A 23,332-nucleotide genomic window follows, 5' to 3' on the forward strand; every position below is an offset into this window, starting at 1 on the left:
TCTGCAACGGCGGGCGAACCGCGTCCCGGCGGTGGCTAGGTTGGGCGGATGAGCCTATCGATCGACGAGGTCGCCGCCGCCGGGGCGGCCTGGGTGTGGATGCCGGACGACGCGGAGGTCGTCGCGGGGGAGGGGTACACGATCCTGCGGCTGCCCGACTACTACCCGTTCGACCTGTCGGTGGTGTCCTTCCGGGCGGTGGGGCCGTTAGGCGGGGCCGTGGAGGCGGTGCTGGCGCGGGCCCGGACGCTCGGGGCGCCGGTGTTGGACTGGCAGGTGCTGCTGGGGGACCCGGAAGGGCTGGGGGAGGAGCTGGCGGCGCGGGGCGGGCGGGTCAAGATCGGGTTGGAGATCCTGGCCGCGGACCTGTCCGGCGGCGCGCCGGCGCTGCGTCCGCCGGCGGTGGGGACGGAGTTGCGCTGGGCGGTGGACGGTGCGACGGCGCGGGACGGCGCGGAGGTCGAGGTGACCGGTTTCGGCGGTGCGCTCCCGCCCGCCGCGCGGATCGAGGACGTCGCGGCCCGGGGCGCGCGGGACGTCCCGGCGGGCCGGGGCGGGCGGCTGATCGCCTACGTGGACGGCGAACCGGCCGGGACGGGCGGGGTGCAGGTGGTGGACGGGGTGGCCCGGCTGACCGGCGGTGTGGTCGTCCCGGCCCGGCGGGGGTGCGGGGTGTACCGGGCGCTGCTGGAGGCGCGGCTGCGCTACGCGGTGGCGCACGGCGCGCGGATGGCCCTGGTGAAGGGCAATCCGCGCACCTCGGGGCCGACCTTGCGGAAGGCCGGGTTCGCGGTCTACGGGCAGGAGCCGGTCTACGCGCTCCCGTTGGGCTGAGCGGCCGGCCGGTACGCGGGAGGCGCGACGGTCGGCGTCGGCGGCGGCGGGCGGCGGAGGTCAGGCGGCGCCAGTCAACTCCCCCAGGTCGGCGAGGAGTTCGCAGGCGGTGACGGCGTCCAGCTCGGCGAAGGAGCGGCGGTGGCTGCCGCCCGGGCGGTACTCGCCCGGGCGGGTGCCCAGCCAGACCTCCCGCACGGCCTGTTCGGGCCGCGTGCTGCCCGGGTCGTCGTGCAGGCCCGGGTCGAGCGTGGCGCTCAGCCGCAGGCCGCCCGGCAGGCGCCGGTAGACGAACCGCCGGAGCCCGTCCTGGTCCGGGTCGCTGATCGCCCAGCCGCTCCCGCGCCGGACCAGGGCCCGCAGCGCCTCGGCCCCGGCGGTGCGTCCCTCGAACCGCTCCAGACGGTCCACGGCCCGCTCGCCGGGCGTCAACGCGCATACCGGACGGCCGAGTTGCGGGAACGGCTGGATGACCAGGTAGTCGGTGAACAGCTCCGCCCAGGGTGCCAGGTCGCCGCCCAGCAGGGCCGGGTGGGCGAGCCGGACGACCGCGTCCGCGGGCAGGGCGAAAGGCTCGTCGCGGACGTCGGCGAAGGTGCGGTCCTCGGCGACCCGGAAGGCGGTGCGGCCGTCGGCGTCCGGGCCGCTGTTCTGCTCGGCCGTCCACAGCAGCCGGCGGGTGAGCTGCCCGAGCAGCGGGTGCGCCAGCAACAGCGACGTGAACTCGGCCGCACTCCAGGCGCGTTGAGCGACCATGGCGGTCTCCAGCCGGGCGATCTGCTCGGCCCCGACGGCGTGCAGCTCCTTCTTCAGCGCGGCGTAGCGCTTGCGGGCGGCGGGCGCCAGCTCCGGGTCGTCCTTCGCGGTGGGCGCGGGCACGGCCGTCCGGCGCTTGCCCGACCCGTCCACCAGGTACGGCCGCAGCTGCGGGTCCAGGGCGACGGTGAACGAGCGCGGGCCGTAGTCGAGCCGGGTGGTCCCGTCGGCGTCCAGCCCGAGGTCGGGCACCAGGCGGTCGGCCAACTGCTCCGGTGTCAGGCGCAGTTCGAGGGCGATCTCGGCGATCTTCTCCTGAGCGCGGACCCGGACCGCGTGCTGGCGCACCCGCTGCGCGATGCCGTGCAACTGCCCCAGCGCGACGTCCGTGCCGATCGCCGCCAGCACGTCCAGGCCCTCGTTCGCCCACCGGGCGGCCTTCTGGCGCGGCCACTGCCGCAGCAGCGGGGCCAGCCGGCGCGCCGTCCCGTCGTCGCCGAAAACGCCGAGCTGGGTCAGCGCCCAGCTCTCCTCGGCGGGCATCCCGGCCAGCCGCCACTCCTCGAACACCGCCCAGCAGAACGCCGCCCACGCGCCGGGCGCGCACTCCTCGGCGACCAGCGCCAGCCCCGGGTACGGGGTGCCCGCCTTCGCCAACGCCATCATGGTCAGCACCCGGCGCACCGCCGGCTCCGGCAGCACCGCCCCGGAGCGCAGCGGCAGCGGCGGCAGCAGCTCGACGGCCGGCCACGACGGCGGCCGCGGCAGCCGCGCGGGCAGCGCCTCCACCAGCGGATCGACGGCCAGCACCGCCGCGACGGCCTCCGCCGCCCGCTCCCCGTACCGCCCGGCGGCCGCCGCCGTCACCGCCCCGGCCCCGTGCCGCCCGGCGGCCAGCCGCAGCGCCTGCCCGGCCGCCGTCCGGGCCGGGCCCGCCTTGCCGACCGCGTCCGGGACGAGCAGCAGCGCGCCCGCCACCCCGTGCCGGGCGAACCACGAACGGGCCGTGGCACGGACGGACTTGCGGGTGGACAGGCCCTGCGCCATCAGCCGGGCCGCCGCCACGTCCAGCACCGGCAGCAGCAGCGGCGCCAGCTGCGCGGGCCGCATCCGGGCGGTGTGCAGCGCCACCGGCACGGCCGCCGGGCCGTACTTGGCGACGACCGGGCGCAGCACGTCCAGCCCGTGGTACAGCTCCGGCGGCCGCCACTCCGGCAGCAGCGGGGACATCACCTCCACCGGGGCCTGCCACAGCAGCCGGCAGGCCGTCACGAAGCTCCGGGCGGTCCGGAACGCCTCCGGCGCGAACACGGCCCAGTCGGTGTCCTCGGGGTGGACCCGCCAGTCGTGGGACTCGCGCGCCTCCGCCGTCCAGGACTCCCGCTCGCCCTCCTGCCAGCACAGCGCGGACGACTCGTCGGCGGGCAGCTCCAGCACCACCGGCCGCCCGGTCGGGCGGGGCCGCTCCCACGGCGGGGACGCCAGCACGGCGGGCCACTCCCGCTCCCCGGCCTCCGGGGCGGCCGGGCCCGCGGCGGGCAGCGCGCGCACGAAGGCGGCCGTCGCCGGGTCGAGCCGGGACAGCACCTCCTCCGACTTGCCGGCGAACGAGCGCAGGAGGCGGTCCAGCAGGTGGCGCGCGGTGACCCCGTCGTCCCGGGCGGCCGCCGCCAACAGGCGCAGCGCCCGCACCGGGTAGCGCTCCGCCGCCCGCCACAGCACCGGCGCCACCGACCTGTCGTCCACCCGCCCCAGCAGCGCCCCGAACGCCTCGTCGCCGGGGAACTCCAGGATCAGCTCGGCCAGCCGGTGCGCCGCCTCACCGCTGTCGAGCCGGCGCAGCGCCCCGGCCAGCAGCGGCACCGCGTCCGTCCCGAGACCGTCCGCGGCGGTCGCCGCCGACTCCGCCGACCACTGGTACGAATCCAGGACGGGCACCAGCCGCTCGACCTGCGCCCGGCTGCCCAGCGAGGCCACCAGCAGCGACCGCAGCGGCCCGCTCTGCCAGCGCGGCAGTTCGTCGATCCAGGCGTCCACCCAGCCGGGCGCCGTCGGGAACAGGTACGCGCCGCCCACCCGCCGCAGGAACCCGCCCGACCGCTCCGCCCCGACCGCCGCCAGGGCCTCCAGGTGGGCGGGTTCGTCGGCGACCGACAGCAGGTGCCGGGCCCGGCACAGCGCCTTGGCCTGTTCGGCGCCGTAGCCGTGCGAGCCGGAGTTGGCCGCCATCAGGCACGGGGCGGCGTAGCCGGGCGCGGAGCGCCAGAAGTCGACCTCCAGCGTCGCGACGGCGGCGCGGGCGGCGAACGCCAGGCCGTGCCGTGCCGTCCAGGCGTCCACCAGCACCGCCCCGCCCGCGGCGCCCTCCTCGTACAGCGGGGGCAGCATCGCGGCGACGGCGGCCGCGCCCAGCGCGTCCGGAGCGCCGCCCAGGTACGCCCGGGCGGCCCGGACCAGCTCCGGGGCCGAGTCGCCGGCCGCGCAGACCCGGTCGAACCAGTCCCGGTGCCCGTCGATCAGCGCGTCCTCGGCGGCCACCGCCGCCGGGCCCGGCCACGCCGCCGGCGAGGACGCGCCGCCGCCGCGCCGCGGCAGCACCAGCGAGTGCCAGGCCGCCGGCCACGCGAACGCGTCCTCCTCCGACCCCCCGCCGACCGGTTCCCCCTGCCGCACCGCGCCTCCCGCACCCCGATGGACGATCACCGCCCCACCCTAGCCAGGTGCCCCGACACCGCCGGAACCGGCAGGGTCGGGGCGGATGGTGACGGTGCGTCAGAACGCCGAGGTGTACGCCAGCAGGAACGGCGCCGACACCGGCGAGCCGCCGGGGTTGAAGCACAGCGGGGCGAGTTTCACCGTGCCCGAGCTGCGCGTCCAGGGCAGCGCCAGCTGGCACCAGCCGGGGCCGTTGCCGTACGCGGTGACCTGCGCGTGGTCGGACGGGACGGCCACGCCCGGCATCAGCACCGCGGACGGGACGCCGACGCTCAGCGTGTTGGTGCCGCCCGCCGAGTTGAAGTTCGTCCCGGCCGGCACCGCGCCGTTGTACCAGAGGTACCCGAAGGACTTCGGCGGGTACGCGGGCCCGTGCACGGCCCGCTTCACCGAGTAGCTGAGCGTCCAGGCGGTGTCGTACGGCGCGTTGGCCGCGTCGAAGCAGGCCACCAGGAAGGTCTGCCCGGTGCTCGACGGGTACCAGCCCGCGACCTTGCAGCGGGCGCCCTGCACCGCGTCGACCGCCGTGACCTGCACGTCGCCGACCTCGACCGAGGAGCCCAGGCCGGGCAGCCAGGCCTTCCACAGGCCGGTCGAACCGTGGCTGGACAGGTTCGCCCCGCCGGCGGAGTTGTACTGCGAGAGCAGCGCGCCGGAGGGCAGCGAGTACAGGTAGCCGTAGTCGCCGCCGGGCGGCGGGGGCGTGCCGGTGCTGCTGCTGAACAGCACCGTGAACGGCGAACTCGCGGGCGCCCCGGCCGGGTTGTAGCAGGCCACCTTGACGTCCAGCCCGGTGCCGACGGCACCCCAGCCCTGAACCTGGCACCAGGTGCCGGTGCGGTTGACGGCGGTGACGTGCGCGACCCCGCCCGAGCCGCCGCCGATCAGCGGGAAGTGCACCGTGTACGTGCCCGCGCCGGTCTGGTCGACCTTGACCGGGTTGGACGCCGGGGAGGCCCAACTGCCCCACTGGCGCGAGGGATCGGGGGCGTAGCCCGGCGGCGGTGTCGGGTTGTCCAGGTAGGCGAAGCCCCACCGGTCGGGCACCGCGGCGTGCGCCGGGGCGGCCGCCGGGACGGCCACCGCCAGCAGGGCGGCCAGCAGGGCCAGGACGAGCGGGACGAGACGGAAGGAGCCGCGCGGGGGCGCGGCGGAGCGGACGGGCATGGGCGTGACCCCCAGGGTGGTGAGGACGGGTGCCGACTGGGTGCTGGGCGTGCGCTGGGAACTCCCGCCCGGCCGCACCCGCACCGGGCCCGCGCCGGGCCGGCTGTCCGCCGTGCCGGTGCGTGCCGTGCCGGTGCGTGCCGTGCTGACGGGTGCCGGGCCCGGTGCGTGCCGGGTCCGGGGCCGGGCGGGTCGAACGGTTCGGAGCGGGGAGCCCGACGTCACCGCGAGGACGCCGCGGTGCGCGGTGGAACCCGGGCGCGGTCACTGGAACCCGAGGCGCCCGGTGCGGTCCGATCGACGCCGGCTGCAACGGCGCCCGGCCGCGGGCGGCCGCTGCCCCGGGTCCGGGCCCGGCGGCGACTCACATGGTAGGAGCGCCGGACCCCGGCCGCCCAGCCCCCCGGCGGGTCCGGACCCGGCGGATCCCGGCCGATCCCGCACCCGCCCCACGGAGCCCGCCACCCCGTCCCGCCCCGGCGCCCCCACCGGCCGCCCCACCCGCCGCGCCCCGCCCCGGCAGGCCGCCGGAGCCGCGCGGCCGGGGCGGCCGGAACCGACCGCCCGGCGCGGCGGGCGTCCGCGGCCGGGCCGGCTCCCGGAGCACGGCGGGGTGCCCGGTGCCCGCCGTCTCCGGCCGCGCGACCAGCGTGACCAGTGTGGTCAGTGCGGTCAGTGGGACGTCAACTCCTCCAGGTCGGCCAGGAGTTCGGAGGCGACGACGGGGGTCAGCGTGCCGAACCGTTCGCCGTCCGGCTCCTCCACCGAGGAACGGGGGCCGGGGCAGGTGTCGAGCCACACCGCGGTGAGCCGCTGCTCGACCGCCTCGGCGGGGGAGTGCACCTGGACGCCGGGGTCGAGTTCCAGCACCAGGTGACGGCCGTCCGGTAGCGGCTTGGAGAACCAGCCCGCCACGCCGCCACGGCTGAACCCCGGGTCGTCGTGCTGCCAGTCGCGCCGGGCCAGCGCGAGCAGCCGCCAGACGGAGACGGTGCGCTCCTCGAACCGGCGCAACCGGTTCCCGGCCGCCTCCTGCTCCGTCAACGCGCACACCCGGCGGGCGAGTTGCGGGAACGGTTGGATGATCTCGTAGTCCGCGAACAGTTCCGTCCAGACCGCCAGGTCCGCACCCAGGTGCAGCGGGTGGGCCAGTCGGACGGCGGCGCCCCCGGGCAGCGCGAACGGCGCGTCGTGGACGTCGGCGTGGCTGCGGTCCTCGGCGATCCGGAACGCGGTGCCGTCGGCCGTCCAGAGCAGTCGGCGGGCCAGCGGGCCGAGCAGCGGGTGACCGGCCAGCAGCTCGGTGAACTCGGCCGCGCTCCAGGACCGTTCGGCGACCATCGCGGCCTCCAGCCGGGCGGTCCGCTCGGCGGCGAAGACCCGGACGTCCTTCTTCAACGCGGTGAACCGCCTGCGCCCGGCGGCCGCCAGCTCCGGGTCGTCCTTGGCCGCGGCCGGGGGCAGGTTCGCGCGCCGCTTGCCCGCCGCGTCCAGCACGTACGGCCGCAGCTGCTCGTCGAAGCCGACGGTGAACGTCCGTGCGCCGTAGTCGACGACGGCGGTGCCGTCGGCGTCCAGGCCCAGGTCGGGCACCAGGCGGTCGGCGAGCTGCTCGGACGTCAGGCCCATCGACTCGGCGATCGCGTCGACCCGCTCCCACGCCCGGATCCGGAGCGCCTCGGATCCCGCGGTCCGGGCGACGCCGTGCAACTGGGCCAGGGCGTCGACGCTGCCGATGGACACCAGCGCGTCCAGGCCGTCCACCGCGCGCTGGTGGGAGAGCCGGGGCAGCACCGGGGGCAGCCGGCGGGCGGTGCCGTCGTCGCCGAGCTCGCCGAGCGCGTGCAGCGCCCAACTGTCCCTGGGCGGTGTCCCCGCGTGCCGCCACTCCTCGAACACCGCCCAGGCGAACGCGGCCGCCGTGTCGGCCCGCAGCGCCCGCACGACCAGCGGCAGGCCCGGGTAGGGCTCGCGCGGCTTGCCCAGCTGCAGCATGGCCAGCAGGTTGCGCACCGCCGCCGGCGGCAGCGCGCCGCCGCCGTCCGCCAGCAGCACCTGCGGCAGCACCTCCGGCCGCAGCCACGCCGGTGGTTCCGGCATCCGGGCGGGCAGCGCGCGCACCAGGCCGCCGGTGCCGAGCACGTCCGCGACCGCCGCCCCGGCCCGCTCGCCGTAGCGCTCGGCCACCGTCGCGAGCAGCACCTCCGCCCCCTCGCGGGCCGCGACCCGGCGCAGCGCGTGCTCCCCGGCCCGCCGCTCCGGACCGGCCTTGCCGACCGCGTCCGGGACGAGCAGCAGCGCGCCCGCCACCCCGTGCCGGGCGAACCACGACCGGGCCACCGGCTGGACGGGCTTCAACCGCAGCAGGGCGCGCGCCATCAGGGCCGCCGTCCGCGCGTCCAGCACCGGCAGCAGGACCGGGGCGACGTCCGCCGGCCTGTCCCGGGCGGCGAGGTGCAGCAGCCGCAGCGCCGCCGTCCCGTACTTGCCCAGCACCTGCCTCAGGTGGGCGCCGCCGCTCAGGTACTCCGGCGGCTGCCAGCTCTCCAGCAGGCCCGTCACCAGCTCGGCCGGACCCCAGGCCAGCAGCCGGGCCGCCTGCCAGTCGAAGCGTTCGGGCGGCAGCTGTTCGGCGGCCTTCGTCCAGTCGGTGTCCGCCGGGTACCGCCAGTACGGGTCGTCATCGGCCGCGAACGACTCCGACTCGCCTTCCCGCCAGACCAGTCGGGGAGTCCGGTCGGCGGTGAGGCCGGTCAGCGCCACCGGCTTGCGGGCGGTGCGAGGGAGTTCCCACGGCGGGTCGGCCAGCAGCGCGGGCAGTGCCCGCGGCGGCGCCTCGGGCAGCAGCTCCCGCGCGCCCTCCAGCGAGCGGACGTACGCCGCGCTCTGCGCGTCCAACCGGTCCAGGATCTCCGGCAGCCGCGAACGCCACAGCGCGGCGTGCTGGTTGAGCAGCTCCCGGGGCGCCGCCCCCTTCTCGCCGCCGACCCGCGCGGCCGCCGACAGCACGCGCGCCGCTCGCACGGGGAAGCGCTGCGCCGCGGCCAGCAGGATGCCGCGGACGTACGGCCGGCCGAGCAGCCCGACCAGTCCGGCCATCGCCTCGTCGGTCGGGAACTCGGCCAGCATCTCGGCGAATTCGCGCTCCCGCTCGCCGTAGGCGTACCGGTTCAGCACGCCCGCCAGCAGCGGCGCCGCCGCCGGACCGGCCCGGTCAGCGAGGGTGGCCACCAGCCCGGGCGACCAGTGGTGCAGCGAACCGTCGTTCCCGGGCCCGAACCGCGCCACCTGCTCGGCGCTGCCGAGCGCGGGCAGCAGCAGCGTGCGCAGCACGCGGGCCGTCCGGCTGTGGTCGGCGGGCAGTTCGGCCAGGCACTCGTCCACCCAGTCGACCCGCTCCGGCACCAGCTGCGCGACGGCCGCGCGCAGCACCGGCGTGGTCCGCAGCTGCGCCAACTCATCGACGAGGCAGGCGTATTCGTCCTCGGGCGCCTCGGCCAGGGCCTGCCGGGCGAGCGCCAGCAGACCGTACTGGGCGCTCAGGTCGAAGTAGTCGTCGCTCTCCAGGTCCAGGACGGCCAGCCGGTGGTGGTCGCCGTTCCAGGCGAGGTCCGCCTCGAAGCCGGCCAGGACGGCCCGGACCTGGAACGACAGTCCGGCCCAGGCCACCCGGTCCTCGAACTCCCGCCGCAGGCAGTCCGGTTCCGCCGACCGCCGGAGCATCCGGGCGGTCAGCGCCGCCCCGAGCGCGTCCCACCCCTCCCCGTTCAGGTACGTGCAGGCGGCGGCCACCGCCCCGGGGTCGGACAGCTCGTCGGCCAGCACCCGTTCGATGCCCTCCGCCCGCTCGTCCACCGCCCGCACCTCCCGCTGGTACGCCTCCTCCGGATCCACCGCGGGCCGGTCCGCCGCCGCCGGTACGGGCACCCCGCCCCGGCGGAGCGGCGCCACCAGCGGGCGCCAGGCCTCCGGCAGGACGAAGGCGTCCTCGTCCGGCAGCTCGGCGGGCCCGTCGAGCCCGCCCGGTCCGTCGAGCCCGCCCGGCCCGCCGGTTCCGTCGAATCGTCCCCCGTGTCGCACTCGTTCCTCCGCATCCTCGAACGGCCGGTACCGGCCGGGCCCGACCTTAGCCAGGCCCGGGGACAACGCCGCCCGGGGAGGTATCTTGGCGCGGTGGACTACACGGATTACTTGGTGGAACTCAGGCGCGAACTCGACGAGTTCGGCGCACTGCTGGACGGCGACCTGACGGCCCCGGTCGAGCACTGCGGCGACTGGACGCTGGCGGACCTGGCCGGGCACATGGGCGCGGGCAACCTGTGGGTCGTCTCGGCGGTCCGGGAGGGGCGCGGCGACAGGTACGACGAGAGCGCCGCGCCCGGCGACCCGGCCGCGATCAGGGCCTGGTACGCCGAGACGGCGGACGCGCTGGTGGAGGCCCTGTCGGTCGACCCCGCCACCGAGGCGTGGACGATCGCCCCGCCGCACACGGTCGGCTTCTGGCGCCGCCGCCGCACCCAGGAGACGCTGGTGCACCGCTGGGACGCCGGCCACGCGCTCGGTGCGGCGAAGCCGATCGACGCGGAACTCGCCGCCGACGGCGTCGCCGAGGTCTTCGACACCATGGCGGCCCGCATGATAGCCCGGGGCGCGGCCACCGCCCCCGAGCGGGCCGTCCGGCTCACCGCCACCGACTGCGGCCGTTCCTGGACGTACGGGCCCGGCGAACCGGTCGCGGAGGTCTCCGGCACCGCCGAGGACCTGCTGCTGGTGCTGTGGGGCCGCAAGCCGCGCGAGACCGAGGCGCTGACCTGGACGGGGGACCGCGCTGCGGGCCTGGGCGTGCTGGCCGGGCCGCTGGTGCCCTGAGACCGGCCCGCGGGGCGGGCCGCCGACCGGCGGCCCGCCCCCGCGCGGTTCGGTGCGCGGTTCAGTGCGCGGTCAACTCCTGGAGTTCCCTCAGCAGTTCGGAGGCGGTGACGGCGTCCAGGTCGGCCAGCGGCCCGCGGCTCCGGCGGCGGTTCGGCCAGTAGTCGCCCGGCGCGTCGTCCAGCCACACCGTGGTGAAGGTCTGCTCGCCGAACTCGTTGACCATGCCCACCGCGATGCCCGGGTCGAGCGCGAGCACCAGGTGTCGGCCGTCCGGCAGCGGCTTGTGGAACCAGCGCTCCACGCCCGCGTCCTGCGGCTGGCCGCGAAGCCAGCCCCGCCCGGTCATCCCGAGCAGCCGCCCGACCGGGACGGTGTGCCCCTCGAACCGGCGCAGCCGGTGCCCGCCGGCCTCCTCCTCGGTGAACGCGGCCACCGGGCGGCTCAGTTGCGGGAACGGCTGGACGATCTCGTAGTCCGCGAACAGCTCCGCCCAGGCCGCCAGGTCCGCGCCCAGGCGCAGCGGATGGGGCAGCCGGACGGTGGCGTCCCCGGGCAGGGCGTACGCCTTGTCGTCGAGGTCGGCGAGGGTGTTGTCCTCGGCGACCCGGAAGGCGGTGCCGTCGGCCGTCCAGACCAGCCGGCGCACCAGGTGGACCAGCAGCGGGTGGCCGAGCAGCAGCTCGGTGAACTCGCCCGCGCTCCAAGTCCGTTCGGTGACCATGGCGGTCTCCAGGCGGGTGATCCGGTCGGCCGCCAGGGCGCGGACGTCCTTCTTCAGCGCGGCGAACCGCTTGCGTTCGGCCGGGGCCAGCTCCGGGTCGTCCTTGGCGCCGGGCGCGGGCAGGTCCTTGCGCCGCTTGCCGTCCTGATCCCGCACGTACGGGCGCAGTTGCTCGTCGAAGCCGACGGTGAACGTCCGGGAGCCGTAGTCGACGACGGTGCTGCCGTCGGCGTCCAGGCCCAGGTCGGGCACCAGGCGGTCGGCCAACTGCTCGGCCGTCAGGCCCAGCGTCCCGGCGATCTCGGCGATCTTCTCCTGGGCCCGGGCCTTCAGCGCCTTGAACTTCACCCGCTGGGCGATGCCGTGCAACTGCACCAGGGCGGTGTCGGTGCCGATCGCGGCCAGCACCTCCAGGCCCTCCACCGCCCGCTGGTGGGCGCTCTGGCCCGGCCACTCGCGCACCATCGGGGCCAGCCGGCGGGCGGTGCCGTCGTCGCCGAGCACGCCGAGCGCGTGCAGGGCCCAGCCGTCCGGCGAGGGCATCCCGGCCTGCCACCACTCCTCGAACACCGCCCAGGCGAACGCCGTCAGCGTGTCGGCCCGCAGCGCCGGCGCGACCGCCGCCAGGCCCGGGTACGGCTCGTGCACCTTGCCCACCTGGAGCATCGTCACCAGGTTGCGCACGGCCGGCTGGGGCAGCGCGCCGCCCCCGTCCGCCAGCAGCACCTGCGGCAGCGCCCCGACCCGCAGCCAGGCCGGGAACGCGGGCAGCTTCGGCGGCAGCGCGGCCTCCAGCGGGTCCGCGCCGAGCACGTCCGCGACCGCCCCGGCGACCTCGTCGCCGTGGCGCTCGGCCACCGCTGCGAGCAGCGCCCGCGCACCCTGCTCCGCCGCGACCAGCCGCAGCGCGTTCTCCGCCGCCGACCGGGCCCGCCCGGCCTTGCCGACCGCCGCCGGCACCAGCAGCAGCGCGCCTGCCACCCCGTGCCGGGCGAACCACGAACGGGCCACCGGCTGAACGGACTTGAGCCGCAGCAGGGCATCCGCCATCACGCCCGCCACGGTCGCGTCCCGCACCGGCAGCAGCACGGGCGCGGTCTGCGCCGGGCGGGCCAGCGCCGGGCCGTGCAGCAGCCGCAGCGCGGCCGTGCCGTACTTCGCCAGCACCGGCCGCAGCAGTGACTCGTCGCCGTCCACCAGCGCCTGGGGGTGCCAGGACTCCAGGAGCGGGGCCACCACCTCGGCCGGCCCCTGCGCCAGGACCCGGCAGCGCTGCCAGACCGAGGGCTCCGACCGGGCCCGGTTCGCCACCGCGACCCAGTCGATGTCCGCCGGGAACTCCCAGCGGCGGGCGGAGTCGTCCGCGAAACGCTCCAACTCACCTTCCAGCCAGTGAAGTTCCGGGCCGTCGTCGGCGGTGGCGCCGGTCAGCGTCCTGGGCTCGCGGGCGCTGCGCGCCCGCTCCCACGGCGGGTCGACCAGCAGCGCGGGCAGCAGTTCGGGCCCGGCCTCGGGCAGCGGCTCCCGCGCGCCGTCCAGGGAGAGCACGAACGCCGCGGTCTCCTCGTCCAGTCGGGGGAGGAGTTCGGGCAGCCGCGAACGCAACCCCGCCACCTGCCCGTTGAGGAACTGCCGGGCCGCACGGGCGTCGGCCCCCGGTCGCCGCGCGGCCTCCGACAGGACGCGCACCGCCCGCACCGGGTAGCGCTCCGCCGCCACCAGCAGCGCCGGACGGACGTGCTTGTCGGTGACCCGGCCGACCAGCCCGGCCATCGCCTCGTCGGTCGGGAACTCGGCCAGGTAATCGGCGTACCGGCGCATCGCCTCGCCCACCGTCTGCCAGTCCAGCGCACCCGCCACCAGCCGTCCGGCGGCCGGCCCCACCCCGTCGGCGAGGGTGGCCACCACCTGGTGGTCCCAGTGCAGGTACGACCTGATGTCCGTCGGCCCGAACCGCTCCACCTGCTCCGCGCTGCCGAGCGCGGACAGCAGCAGCGTGCGCAGCACCTGGGCGCTCCTCGGCCCGTACACCGACGCCTCGGCCAGGCACTCGTCCACCCAGTCCGGCCGCTCCGGCACCAGGTACGCGGTCACCGCCCGACGCAGCGGCGTGGTGGCTCGCAGCTGGGCCAACTCCTCCAGCACGGACGCGTATTCGGCCCCGTCCGCGGCGGCCAGGGCCCGCCGGGCGACCGCCAGCAGCCGGAACTGGTGCGCCACAGAGTGGTAGCCCGCCCCTTCCAGATCGAGTGCGACCAGCCTGGCGCGCCACCGGTCCGGCTGCACCCACTCGGTGTTCACCTCCATGGAGGCCAGCGCGGCCCGCACCGCGGTGCCCAGGCCGAAGCGCGCCCGCCAGCCCTCGAACTCCCGCTCCAGCCAGTCCCGTTCGCCCGGCTGCCGGATCATCGCGCTGACGGCCGCCAGGCCCGCCGCGTCCGGTGCCCCGCCCAGGTACGCCCGGACGGCGGCCACCGGCCCCGGTTCGGACTCCGGGGCGGTCAGCACCTGCTCGATCGCCTCGCGCCGCTCGGCCACCCGCCGGGCCTCCAGCGCGGCCACCTCCGCCGCGTCCACCACCGGCCACGCCCCGGGCAGCGGCACCGGCACCCCGCCACGGCGGCGCGGCAGCACCAGCGGACGCCAGACCTCGGGCAGCACGAACACGTCCTCGTCCGGGAGCGCGGGAGGCGCGACGGACGCGGCCGCGGCCGGTACGTCCACAGCAGGCACGTCCACAGCGGGCACGTCCACAGCGGGTACGTCCGCGACGGGCGCGGTCCCGACGGGTGCGACAGCCGCGGGAGCGCCTTCGCCCACCGCCAGGTACCCCTTGCGCTCCTTCTCCGCGACCAGCTTCGCCAGGTGCGCCCCGGCCGCCGCCGCATCGGCCAACTCCTTGACCTGGAGCCGCCCTTCGGTGCCGATCCGCCCGTACCGCACCCGCACCGAGGCGCCGTCGGCCCCGGCCTCCCAGAACTTCGCCGAACCGCCGCCGACCAGCTCCCAGCGCCGCACTCGCCCCTCCAGACCCGAACCGACCGGCCACGAACCGGCCGACCACCTGGGGGAACCCTAGTCAGCGGCAAGGACACCCGGCGGGGTCACCGCCCCCGCTCGGCGCCGCCGGCCCGGGCGGTCGGGGTCTGGGCGGCCAGGGTCTGGGTGGCGATGACGGCGGCCTGCACCCGGCGCTCCACGCCGAGCTTGGCGAGCAGCCGGGAGATGTGGTTCTTCACCGTCTTCCGGCGGCGACCGTGCGGACCGCGGTGACCAGGTCGGTGCCGCTGATCTGCTTGAGCACGTAGCCCGCCGCGCCCGCCATGACCGAGTCGAGCAGCGCCTCCTCGTCGTCGAAGGAGGTGAGCATCAGGCAGGCGAGGTCGGGCATGCGCGAGCGCAGTTCGCGGCAGACGGTCACGCCGTCGCCGTCCGGCAGCCGCATGTCCAGCACCGCGACGTCCGGGCGCAGCGCCGGCACCCGGGCCAGCGCCTGCTCGACCGTCCCGGCCTCGCCGACGACCTGGAGGTCCGGTTCGGAATCCAGCAGGTCGTGCACCCCGCGACGGACCACCTCGTGGTCGTCCAGCAGGAACACCCTGATCGGCGCCGAACCCTCGGACATCGCAGCAACTCCTCCTCGCGGACCCCCTACCCGGGGCAGTCTGTCAAACCCCGCCCGCCCGCCGACAGGGCCACCCGCCCCCGACCCGGCCCCGGACACGCTCCCGACCGGCCCTTGACACCCTCCGCCCGAACGTGCTCGAACCGCCCGGCGCCGTCCGCTCAGCCGCCCCCGCCCCCGCCGTCGTTCCCGTCCCCGCTCCCGTCCGACCAGGGCAGCGCCCGCCCCGACCAGAGCGGCTCCACCCGCCGCCAGCCGCGCTCCCAGGAGTCCGCCGCCCGCCGCTCCAGCCCCCGCAGCCGCCGGCGCAGCCCGACCGCCGCGCCGCCCGCCACCGCCCCGAACACCAGCACCCCCGACAGCGCCCGGCCCGCCACCCCGTACGGGGCGGGCGCCAGCTCCACCGGCAGCAGCCGGGCCGGGAACAGCCAGGCCGCCGCACCGGCCGCCACGGCCGCGCCGAGCGCACAGCACGCCAGGGCGACCGCCCGCCGCCGGGCACGGTCCACCCCGCGGCGGAGCGGGTTGCACCGCGCACCCCGGCCCCGCCGGTGGTGCGCGTCCTGACGTCGGTCGAGCCGGCGGCGGGTCAGCAGGCGCACGGACGGGCGGCGCGGGTGGGGCACGCGCGGATTCCTCTCCTCGGCGGCGCGACCGGCCCCCCGTGGGCGGTCGCGCCGCCGGCAGCGTCTCGAAGCCGCGCGGCGCGCGGACAGGGCCGGCCGGTCCCGCCCGCGGGTCCGATGGTCCCGAACCGGACGAACCGGCACGAATCCCGGCACGGGGGCAAACCGTACGCCAACCCCGCGCCAAGGACCCGTCAACGCCCCGGGTCTGGTGGTCGGCTGCGCCGAAGGGTGGGGCTACGCTCCAGCCTGCCCCGGACGGCGGCGGACGTGACCTACATTGACGTGGGAGTTCGCCCGGCGGGCCGGAGCGTCCGGCGGCCCGGGGCCCCCACCCCTGAACAGGAGCCGGCACAGTGGTCGACCCCGCCCCCGAGGACGCCGGAACGGTCCGGCAGCGGCTGCGCGCCTGGCTGCTCGAAGGCCTCGCCGACATGGCCAAGCAGCACCCGGGCCCGCACGCCCAGGCCACCGACCAGCAGCACGGCCAGCGCTGGTGGAGGGTGATGTGCCTGACCGGCCTGGACTACTTCTCCACCCTCGGCTACCAGCCCGGCATCGCCGCCCTCGCGGCCGGCCTGCTCTCCCCGGTCGCCACCATCGTGCTGGTGCTGGTCACCCTGTTCGGCGCGCTGCCGGTCTACCGCCGGGTCGCCCGGGAGAGCCCGCACGGCGAGGGCTCGATCGCCATGCTGGAACGCCTGCTCTCGTTCTGGAAGGGCAAGCTGTTCGTCCTCGCCCTGCTCGGCTTCGCCGCCACCGACTTCGTGATCACCATCACGCTGTCCGCCGCCGACGCCACCGCCCACCTGGTGGAGAACCCGCACCTGAGCGGCGCGCTCGGCGGCCACCAGGTGCTGATCACGCTGCTGCTGGTCGCCGGCCTCGGCGCGGTCTTCCTCAAGGGCTTCAGCGAGGCCATCGGCGTGGCCGTCGTCCTGGTCGCCGTCTACCTGGTGCTGAACGTGGTGGTGGTCGCCGTCGGCCTGTGGCACGTGGCCACCGCGCCGTCCCTGATCACCGACTGGACGCACGCGCTCAGCCTGGAGCACGGAAACCCGGTCGCGATGGTCGGCGTCGCCCTGGTGGTCTTCCCCAAGCTCGCCCTCGGCCTGTCCGGCTTCGAGACCGGCGTCGCCGTCATGCCGCACATCGAGGGCGACCCGGACGACACCGAGCAGCGCCCCACCGGACGCATCCGCGGCGCCCGCAAGCTGCTCACCACCGCCGCCGTCATCATGAGCTGCTTCCTGATCACCACCAGCTTCATCACCACGCTGCTCATCCCCGCCCAGGACTTCGAGCCCGGCGGCCCGGCCAACGGCCGCGCCCTCGCCTACCTCGCCCACCACTACCTGGGCGGCGCCTTCGGCTCCGTCTACGACCTCTCCACCATCGCCATCCTGTGGTTCGCCGGCGCCTCCGCGATGGCCGGCCTGCTCAACCTGATGCCCCGCTACCTGCCCCGCTACGGCATGGCCCCGCACTGGGCCCGCGCGGTGCGCCCGATGGTGCTGGTGCTCACCGGCATCGCCTTCCTGATCACCTGGCTGTTCGACGCGAACGTCGACAAGCAGGGCGGCGCGTACGCCACCGGCGTCCTGGTCCTGATCACCTCCGCCGCGATCGCCGTCACCATCGCCGCCCGCGCCGCCCGCCAGCGCGGCTGGACCGTCGGCTTCGCGGTGATCGCCGCGGTCTTCCTCTACACCACCGCGATCAACATCGCCGAACGCCCCGACGGCGTGAAGATCGGCGCCTGCTTCATCGCCGCGATCGTGCTGGTCTCGCTCGCCTCCCGGCTCGCCCGCGCCTTCGAACTCCGGGTCACCGACGTGCGGTTGGACGAGGTCGCGGAGCGCTTCGTGCGTGACACCGCGCACCGCACGATCCGCTTCATCGCCAACGAACCGGCCGGGCGCGACCTCGCCGAGTACCGCGACAAGGTGCACCAGATCCGCGCCGACAACGACATCCCCGCCGAGGACGACCTGGTCTTCGTCGAGGTCACCGTCCTCGACCCGTCGGACTTCGAGGCCGAACTGCACGTGCGCGGCGAAGTCCTGCACGGCCGCTACCGGGTCCTCACCCTGGAGCACTCCAGCATCCCCAACGCGCTCGCCGCGATACTGCTGCACGTGCGCGACACCACCGGCGAACTCCCGCACATCTACTTCGAGTGGACCGAGGGCAGCCCGTTCGCCCAGTTCCTGCGCTTCTTCCTGTTCGGGCAGGGCGAAGTCGCCCCCGTCACCCGCGAGGTGCTCCGCGAGGCCGAACCCGACCGGGGCCGCCGCCCCCGCGTCCACGTCGGCTGACGCGCCCGCGGGGCCCGGGCGTCAGGACCCCTCCGGTGCCCAGGCCCCGACGCCGAGCTGCCCCGTCGTGCCCAGGTCCAGCTCCGGCGTCACCATCACCGGCGCCGCGTCCGGCACCGCCCGCACCCGCACGTACGGGGCGTTCACCGGGTCGGACGAGGCGTCGTTGGTGTTGCGCCACACCAGGCCCGCGTTCGCCTTCCCACCCGGCGGGACGGTGAAGCGGCGCGGCGACCGCTCGGTGCTCGTCCCGGTCGAGATCGCCGAACCGCCCTCCAGCACCCGCACCGACGGCACCGGGGCGTGCGCCTCGTCCAGCACCTGCACCTGCGGGAACCCGTCCAGCACCACGTCCCGCGTCCCGCAGTTCTCCAGGTGCAGCCCCACCGCCCGCAGCCCCATCGCCGCGTCCCCCTGGTCCGCGTAGACCCGCACCCCCGACGCCGGACACGCCCCGCCCGTCGACGGCGCCTCGGCCGTCGGCACGCTGCGCACCTTCACGACCTTCACCCCCGGAGCCGGCCCGACCCGTCCCGAGGGCGTCGGCGAGGCCGAGAGCGGCGGGAAGGAGGGCATCCCGCCGCCCTCCTGCCGGGAGATCCGGCCCCGCACGGACGCCCCGGGCGCCACCGCCGACTGCGTCGCCCCGGGGTCGAACGACGGCCTGGCCCCGCTGCCCGACCAGCCGAACGACACCGACACGTCGACCGGCTCGGCCCCCCGGTTGGTCACCTCGTACTCCAGGCACTCCGCGCTCACGGACAGGATCCGCACCCCGTCCCGCGACCAGCCCTCCGGCGCCGCCGTCGGAGCCGCCCCGCAGGGCCCGGCGCTCCCCGAGGCCGCCGCCGTCCCCGCCCCGGGCCCCGCCGCGACCGACCCGCAGCCCACAACCGCCCCCGCCGCCACCACGACGCCCACACCCGCCCGAACCGCCCGCATCAGAACCATCCGGAGAGTCGACCACGAACCGCCTCCGGCGGCTGTGATCCGGCTCACTCACGGCGCAACAGCCCTGCAACGGTTCCGAGCTGTCCCCCCGTCAGCCGCGCGCCGACAGGACGCCCCGGCGACAGCGCCCGGGGCGCGCCGGCCCCGCTCAGAACGGCAGCGAGTGCAGCCGGACCTCCCCGCCCTCCGGCCAGACCGCCCCCGGCACCAGCCCGGTCCACATCGCCCCGAGCCGGACCGCCTCCGGCCCCGTCGGCTGCTCGGCCGTCACCGGGCCGGGCAGCGCCGTCCACCCCAGGCGCGCGTACAGCGGGGCCCGGTCCGGCAGGCAGAACAGCATCGCCAACTCCAGCCCGTCGGCCCGTGCCGCGTCCAGCGCCGCCGTGACGACGGCCCGCGCCAGCCCGTGGCCGCGCCGGCGCGGCGAGACCAGCACCCCGCCGATCCCGGCCACCTCGAAACGCCGCCCGCCGACCTCCACCGGCGCCACCACGGACCCGGAGTGCGCGACCACCCGGCCGTCCAGCAGCACCCCGAAGTGCCGGTCCTTCGGCCGCCAGATGCCCCCGACCGCCGCGACCTCGAACGGGTCCTCCGACTCGCCGAGCTCCTGGAGCGCCGGCCAGCCGCCCCAGTCGTCCAACTCGACTGCCCTGGTGAACTCCTGACGTTCCGTCACTCGATCTGTCCCTCCGTTCGGTTCCGTCCGGTCCGGCGCGGGAGCCGAGGCGGGCGTTGTCCCCGCCCACCCGTTCCGTCGTGGTCTTCGGGTGTGATCCTCGGGCATTCTCGTGATCCGAGGATCATCGGAGAACGCTTCCTGCGCGAACCGCCGTTTCGCTTCCCGCCCCGGGGGGGCCGATCCGGTGCGGGTTCAGCAGTCGCAGCCGCAGTCGCACCCGTCGCAGCCGCAGCTGCTGCAGCACCCGTCGTCGCCGCAGCAGTCACAGCAGTTGCCGCAGCCGTCGCACCCGTCGCCGCAGTCGCAGTCGTGGCGCTGGCAGAAGCCCTCGCGCCGCTCGCGGCTGAACGGGTCGTCATGGGCGCAGCACAGCAACTGGCAGGTGCAGGCCATCGCCATCCACACCGCGCAGCCCGGGATCAGCGAACGCGGACGCTTCGGCCGCCCCGGGTCGTCGAAGCGCTCCGGCGCCGACGGGGCCCCGGGGTCGGTGCGGTGCGGGGAGCCGTGCGCGCTCGCGTTGGCGCAGGACGGCTGGTGGCCGCGCCGTCCGAAGACCCGGTCCACCGCCTCGCCGGTCTCGTGCGCGAGGAGCAGGTGCGCCAGGGCGCGATCGGTGAACTCCACCTCCTTGAGCGCGAGTCGGATGCCGTGGACGGCGTCGCGGCAGAGTCGTTCGGCTTCGGCCCGGGGGGTGCCGGTGACGGTGAGCGGGTTCCACAGTCCGCGGGCCTCGTCGTCCTGGCGGTCTTCGGCGGCGTCGAGGAGGTGGGCGAGCCGTCCGAAGAGTCGTCCGGCTTCGGCGAGCGCGGCGGCGTTGCCCGGGCGGCCGGCGAGGGCGGCGGTGTGGGCGAAGGCGGCGGCGGTGGCCTCTTCGGTCGGTGCGGTGGCCAGGAGGAGGGGCCCGCCGGCGGTGACGGCGGTTTCGGCGGCCTGCTGGCGTTCGGCGGCGGCCAACAACACGGCGGTGTCGAAGCCGACGGCGGCGGCGGTGCCGGCGCTCTGGCGGTCCCAGCGCCGGGTGACGCGGCGGGCGCCGGCGGCGATCGGGCGGCGGGCGAAGACGCCGTCACCGTCCTGGACGTGGTCGCGGACCTTCACCGACGCGAGCGCCAACGACACGGCCGCCGCCAACCTGGCGCCCTCGCCCCGCGCCACTGACGCGCTGCGCATGCCGCGCAGCGGGCACGGCCCGGCGGTGCGCCGCTCGGCTTCCCGCGGGGACTGGGCCTCGACCAGGACGGAGATCACCAGCCCGTCGTAGTTCGTCGCCGTCCGCGCCAACTGCCCGTGGTCGTCGCGCAACGCGAGGCACAGGCCGCACAGGTGCGCCATCCAGGAGGCGTGCAGCCGCTCCGACAGCCGATGCCGACACGGCCTGATGATTCCGAACACGCCCCGCCCCGTTCCTGCCGATATCCCCGGTCATCCTAGTGACGCGGGTACCGGGGACGGGGTTCCACCCCCCTCGGCTCAGCGGTGGTCCGGCAGGTCCAGCGAGAAGTGGAAGGCCACCACCGACATCCGCCGCGCGTGGTAGAAGCGGTGCGCGCCCTGGTTGACCACGCCGGAGTCCAACTCCACCCGCACGCAGCCGGATCCGGCCGCCCGTTGTTCCAACTCGCCCATCAGCCAGGCTCCGACGCCACTCGAGCGGAGCGCCGGATCGGTCACCAGGTCGTCGACGAAGAGTATCCGCCCCCGGCTGGTCGCCAGCGTCCGGTGCGTCGCCACGGCCGCGCAACGCCCCTTCCCGGAGGGCGAGTCGTCGTACGCGGCGGTGAACACCAGCCCCTGGCCCGCCGCTTCGGTGGCGAACGCGGCGAACCCCGGGCCGCTCAGGGCCGGCCGCAGGGCCCGGATCAGCGGCTCAACGTCTCGGAACAGGGCCTGACTTGGGACGTCCACGTCTCTCGCGAGCAGTTCCATCCGGTCATTGTTCCCCGCGCCGGACGGCCGCCGCACCCGATATCGGAGGGCCGCCGCACCGGGTGCCGGGCGGGCCGGCCGGGCTCAGGAGGCGAACGAGCCGTCCGGGCCGCCGGTGCCCAGCAGACCGGTGGGGGAGGAGAGCTGCCAGGGGTGGGCCGGGCCGCCGGGAGCCGGGTCGGGGGCGACGGCGAGGACGTGGCCGGTGTCGAAGGCGAGTTGCAGGCCGCCCGCCGGGGTGACCACCGCCGCGGTGATGGCGGCGTCCGCGAGCCGGCCCAGCGCACCGGTGGGGGAGAGGCCGAGCGCGGGGTAGAAGTGCTCGACCTCCGTGCCGTGCCGCAGCCGGAAGTCGTTCTCGATGGTCAGCAGCAGCCCGTCGTCCAGGTGCAGCACCAACCGGTTGCCGCCGCCGAGCGAGCGCACCGCGCGGCCGTCGAGTTCGGAGTCGATCGACCGCGCCATTCCGTACCTCCCGGTCTCCGTGCCGGACCGGCGGGCACCGTTCCGACCTGCCTATTCATACCCGGCCGGGGCCCCGGCACCCGCCGCGAACCGCCGGGCGGGGCCGGGAGAACGGGAGCCGGGCCCCGACGGCCGGCCGGGGGAGCGGCCCAGGCAGCGAAGGCCCCGGTCAGGGGACGGCGACCGGCGGTGCGCCGTCCACCAGTTCGGCCGGCCCGGCGGCCGGGGGCAGCGCGCGCACCGCCAGGCAGGCCGCCAGCCGCCGGGCCGCGGGCGGGGCCAGCACCCGCGCGGCCTCCTGCGGGGTGAACAGCCGCCACTCGGCGATCTCCTCCTCCTGGACGCGGACCGCCGCCAGCAGCTCCGGCCCCACCGCCCCGCCGTCGTACACCAGGGTCAGGTGCGGCGGGTCCCACGGGTGGCCGCCCACCCAGTCGACGGCCAGCAGCCGTCCGGGCTCGCGCCGCCAGCCCAGTTCCTCCAGGGCCTCCCGCCGGGCGCCCTCCCGGGGCAGCTCCCGGTCCGCCTCGACCGACCCGCCGGGCAGCACCCACGGCGATTCGTCCCGCCAGGGCGTCAGCCGCACCAGCAGCACCCGCCCGTCCGGGTCGGTGAACAGCATCCTGGCCTTGGCCCGGATCCGGGGGCGGCTGGCGTAGTACGCCTGCTTGTCCATCGGCGGCGCCGGGGCTTCCCGTCCGCCGCCGGGCGGCAGCAGGCCCTCCAGCGCGGCCGCGCCGAGGTACGCGGGCGCCGGGCGGGGCGGCAGGTGCAGGGCGGAGTGGCCGGCGGGGAGGCCGTCCGCGAGCTCCAGCGGCGCGGCCGAGCGCGGCGCCCGCAGGCAGGCGCCCATCCGGCGCGACAGCAGCGGCGGCACGGCCGACAGCAGCAGGTCGGGCGGCAGGTGCACCATCGCGTCCAGTTCGGCCGCCTCCAGCCGGACCGCCGCCAGTTGCCCGGCGGTCAGCGGCTCGGCCCAGTACAGGAAGGCCGCGACCGGGGGCCGGTCGTGGTCCCGCGACCAGTCCAGGCACGCGAGTTCGCGCAGGACGGGCGTGACGCCCAGCTCCTCGCGGACCTCCCGGACGGCGGTGTGCCGGGGCGAGGCGTCCGCCCGCTCCCAGCCGCCGCCGGGCACCGCGATCGGGTGCTTGGCCCGGTACGAGGCCCGCACCACCAGCACCCGCCCGTCCCGGTCCGGGAACAGCACCCCCGCCGCCGCCATGATCTCCTGCCCGCTCACCGCAACCCCCTCGCTCGCGCCCGGCCGTCCCCGCCCAGCATGCCCCGGCTCCGGCCCGCCGCACCCCGACGGCGACGAGCCCGTGCCGGACCGACCGGTCCGGCACGGGCTCGCACTTCCGGCGCGGCCGGTGCGGCGCCGCCGTCAGGCGTTGGCCGGAGCCTCCAGCAGCTGCGCGTACGGCGCGAGCTTGCGGATCGACTCGATGTTCTTCAGGCACTGCTCGCGGGACTCCTCCGGCTCGCCGGTCACCACGACCGAGCCGTTGCTCGCCTTGAGGCGGAAGCGGTGGTTGCCCGACTCGTCCACGTACAGCTCGAACTTCCCAGCCATGGAAATGCACACCTCTCGTTCGGACGGCCCCCCGGCAGTCAACGTAGGCTCAACTCCCGTTCCGCGCCTCCCGGGTGTGCCATCCGAGTACCGAG

General features: G+C 76.5%; 15 protein-coding genes and 1 pseudogene. 3 read left to right on the forward strand and 13 right to left on the reverse strand.

Annotated features, from left to right (window positions below):
• Positions 1 to 48 precede the first annotated feature (48 nt).
• Complete coding sequence (locus OO48_RS39300) at positions 49 to 834, forward strand: GNAT family N-acetyltransferase (RefSeq protein ID WP_033218832.1); 786 nt, start codon at positions 49 to 51, stop codon at positions 832 to 834.
• 60 nt (positions 835 to 894) lie between these two features.
• Here the strand turns inward: OO48_RS39300 and OO48_RS21720 are convergent, their stop codons facing one another.
• From OO48_RS21720 to OO48_RS21730, 3 genes are all read right to left on the reverse strand, one after another.
• Complete coding sequence (locus OO48_RS21720; RefSeq protein WP_033218834.1) at positions 895 to 4,263, reverse strand: DUF4132 domain-containing protein; 3,369 nt, start codon at positions 4,261 to 4,263, stop codon at positions 895 to 897.
• A 99-nt stretch (positions 4,264 to 4,362) separates the two neighbouring features.
• Positions 4,363 to 5,472, reverse strand: coding sequence for a hypothetical protein (locus tag OO48_RS21725; RefSeq protein ID WP_033218835.1), 1,110 nt, complete (start codon positions 5,470 to 5,472; stop codon positions 4,363 to 4,365).
• Between the two features lie 672 nt (positions 5,473 to 6,144).
• Positions 6,145 to 9,552 carry a DUF4132 domain-containing protein gene (locus OO48_RS21730; protein ID WP_051732440.1) on the reverse strand — a complete coding sequence of 1,136 codons (3,408 nt, stop codon included), beginning with the start codon at positions 9,550 to 9,552 and terminating at the stop codon, positions 6,145 to 6,147.
• 93 nt (positions 9,553 to 9,645) lie between these two features.
• Here OO48_RS21730 and OO48_RS21735 point away from each other — a divergent pair, with 93 nt between their 5' ends.
• Entirely contained in the window at positions 9,646 to 10,341 is a 696-nt protein-coding gene (locus OO48_RS21735) for a maleylpyruvate isomerase family mycothiol-dependent enzyme (protein ID WP_033218836.1), read from the forward strand.
• A gap of 61 nt (positions 10,342 to 10,402) precedes the next feature.
• On the opposite strand, the gene OO48_RS21740 is transcribed toward OO48_RS21735, so the two are convergent.
• The 3 genes and pseudogenes from OO48_RS21740 to OO48_RS21750 all read right to left on the reverse strand — a co-directional run bounded on the left by OO48_RS21740 (position 10,403) and on the right by OO48_RS21750 (position 15,316).
• On the reverse strand, positions 10,403 to 14,083 hold the full coding sequence (locus OO48_RS21740) for a DUF4132 domain-containing protein (RefSeq protein ID WP_033218837.1): 3,681 nt from the start codon (positions 14,081 to 14,083) through the stop codon (positions 10,403 to 10,405).
• Between the two features lie 86 nt (positions 14,084 to 14,169).
• A pseudogene (locus OO48_RS34515) lies at positions 14,170 to 14,690 on the reverse strand (response regulator).
• Positions 14,691 to 14,851: 161 nt separating this feature from the next.
• On the reverse strand, positions 14,852 to 15,316 hold the full coding sequence (locus OO48_RS21750; RefSeq protein WP_033218839.1) for a hypothetical protein: 465 nt from the start codon (positions 15,314 to 15,316) through the stop codon (positions 14,852 to 14,854).
• Positions 15,317 to 15,750: 434 nt separating this feature from the next.
• Between OO48_RS21750 and OO48_RS21755 the strand changes: the two genes are divergently transcribed.
• A complete protein-coding gene (locus OO48_RS21755; protein WP_245194754.1) occupies positions 15,751 to 17,634 on the forward strand; it encodes an APC family permease in 1,884 nt (627 codons plus the stop codon).
• 21 nt (positions 17,635 to 17,655) lie between these two features.
• Here the strand turns inward: OO48_RS21755 and OO48_RS21760 are convergent, their stop codons facing one another.
• From OO48_RS21760 to OO48_RS21790, 7 genes are all read right to left on the reverse strand, one after another.
• A complete protein-coding gene (locus OO48_RS21760; RefSeq protein WP_245194747.1) occupies positions 17,656 to 18,393 on the reverse strand; it encodes a DUF4232 domain-containing protein in 738 nt (245 codons plus the stop codon).
• 340 nt (positions 18,394 to 18,733) lie between these two features.
• Positions 18,734 to 19,264 carry a GNAT family N-acetyltransferase gene (locus OO48_RS21765; RefSeq protein ID WP_033218844.1) on the reverse strand — a complete coding sequence of 177 codons (531 nt, stop codon included), beginning with the start codon at positions 19,262 to 19,264 and terminating at the stop codon, positions 18,734 to 18,736.
• Between the two features lie 195 nt (positions 19,265 to 19,459).
• Complete coding sequence (locus OO48_RS21770) at positions 19,460 to 20,662, reverse strand: DUF5685 family protein (protein WP_033218846.1); 1,203 nt, start codon at positions 20,660 to 20,662, stop codon at positions 19,460 to 19,462.
• Between the two features lie 78 nt (positions 20,663 to 20,740).
• A complete protein-coding gene (locus tag OO48_RS21775) occupies positions 20,741 to 21,196 on the reverse strand; it encodes a GNAT family N-acetyltransferase (RefSeq protein ID WP_033218848.1) in 456 nt (151 codons plus the stop codon).
• An 84-nt stretch (positions 21,197 to 21,280) separates the two neighbouring features.
• Entirely contained in the window at positions 21,281 to 21,661 is a 381-nt protein-coding gene (locus tag OO48_RS21780; protein ID WP_033218850.1) for a DUF6188 family protein, read from the reverse strand.
• A gap of 169 nt (positions 21,662 to 21,830) precedes the next feature.
• Positions 21,831 to 22,904, reverse strand: coding sequence for an NUDIX hydrolase (locus OO48_RS36505; RefSeq protein ID WP_157845504.1), 1,074 nt, complete (start codon positions 22,902 to 22,904; stop codon positions 21,831 to 21,833).
• 144 nt (positions 22,905 to 23,048) lie between these two features.
• A complete protein-coding gene (locus OO48_RS21790; RefSeq protein ID WP_033218853.1) occupies positions 23,049 to 23,237 on the reverse strand; it encodes a YegP family protein in 189 nt (62 codons plus the stop codon).
• Between the last annotated feature and the right edge of the window lie 95 nt (positions 23,238 to 23,332).

Origin of the sequence: Kitasatospora phosalacinea (assembly GCF_000716545.1) — a bacterium.
In the GTDB taxonomy this organism is placed as follows: domain Bacteria; phylum Actinomycetota; class Actinomycetes; order Streptomycetales; family Streptomycetaceae; genus Kitasatospora; species Kitasatospora phosalacinea.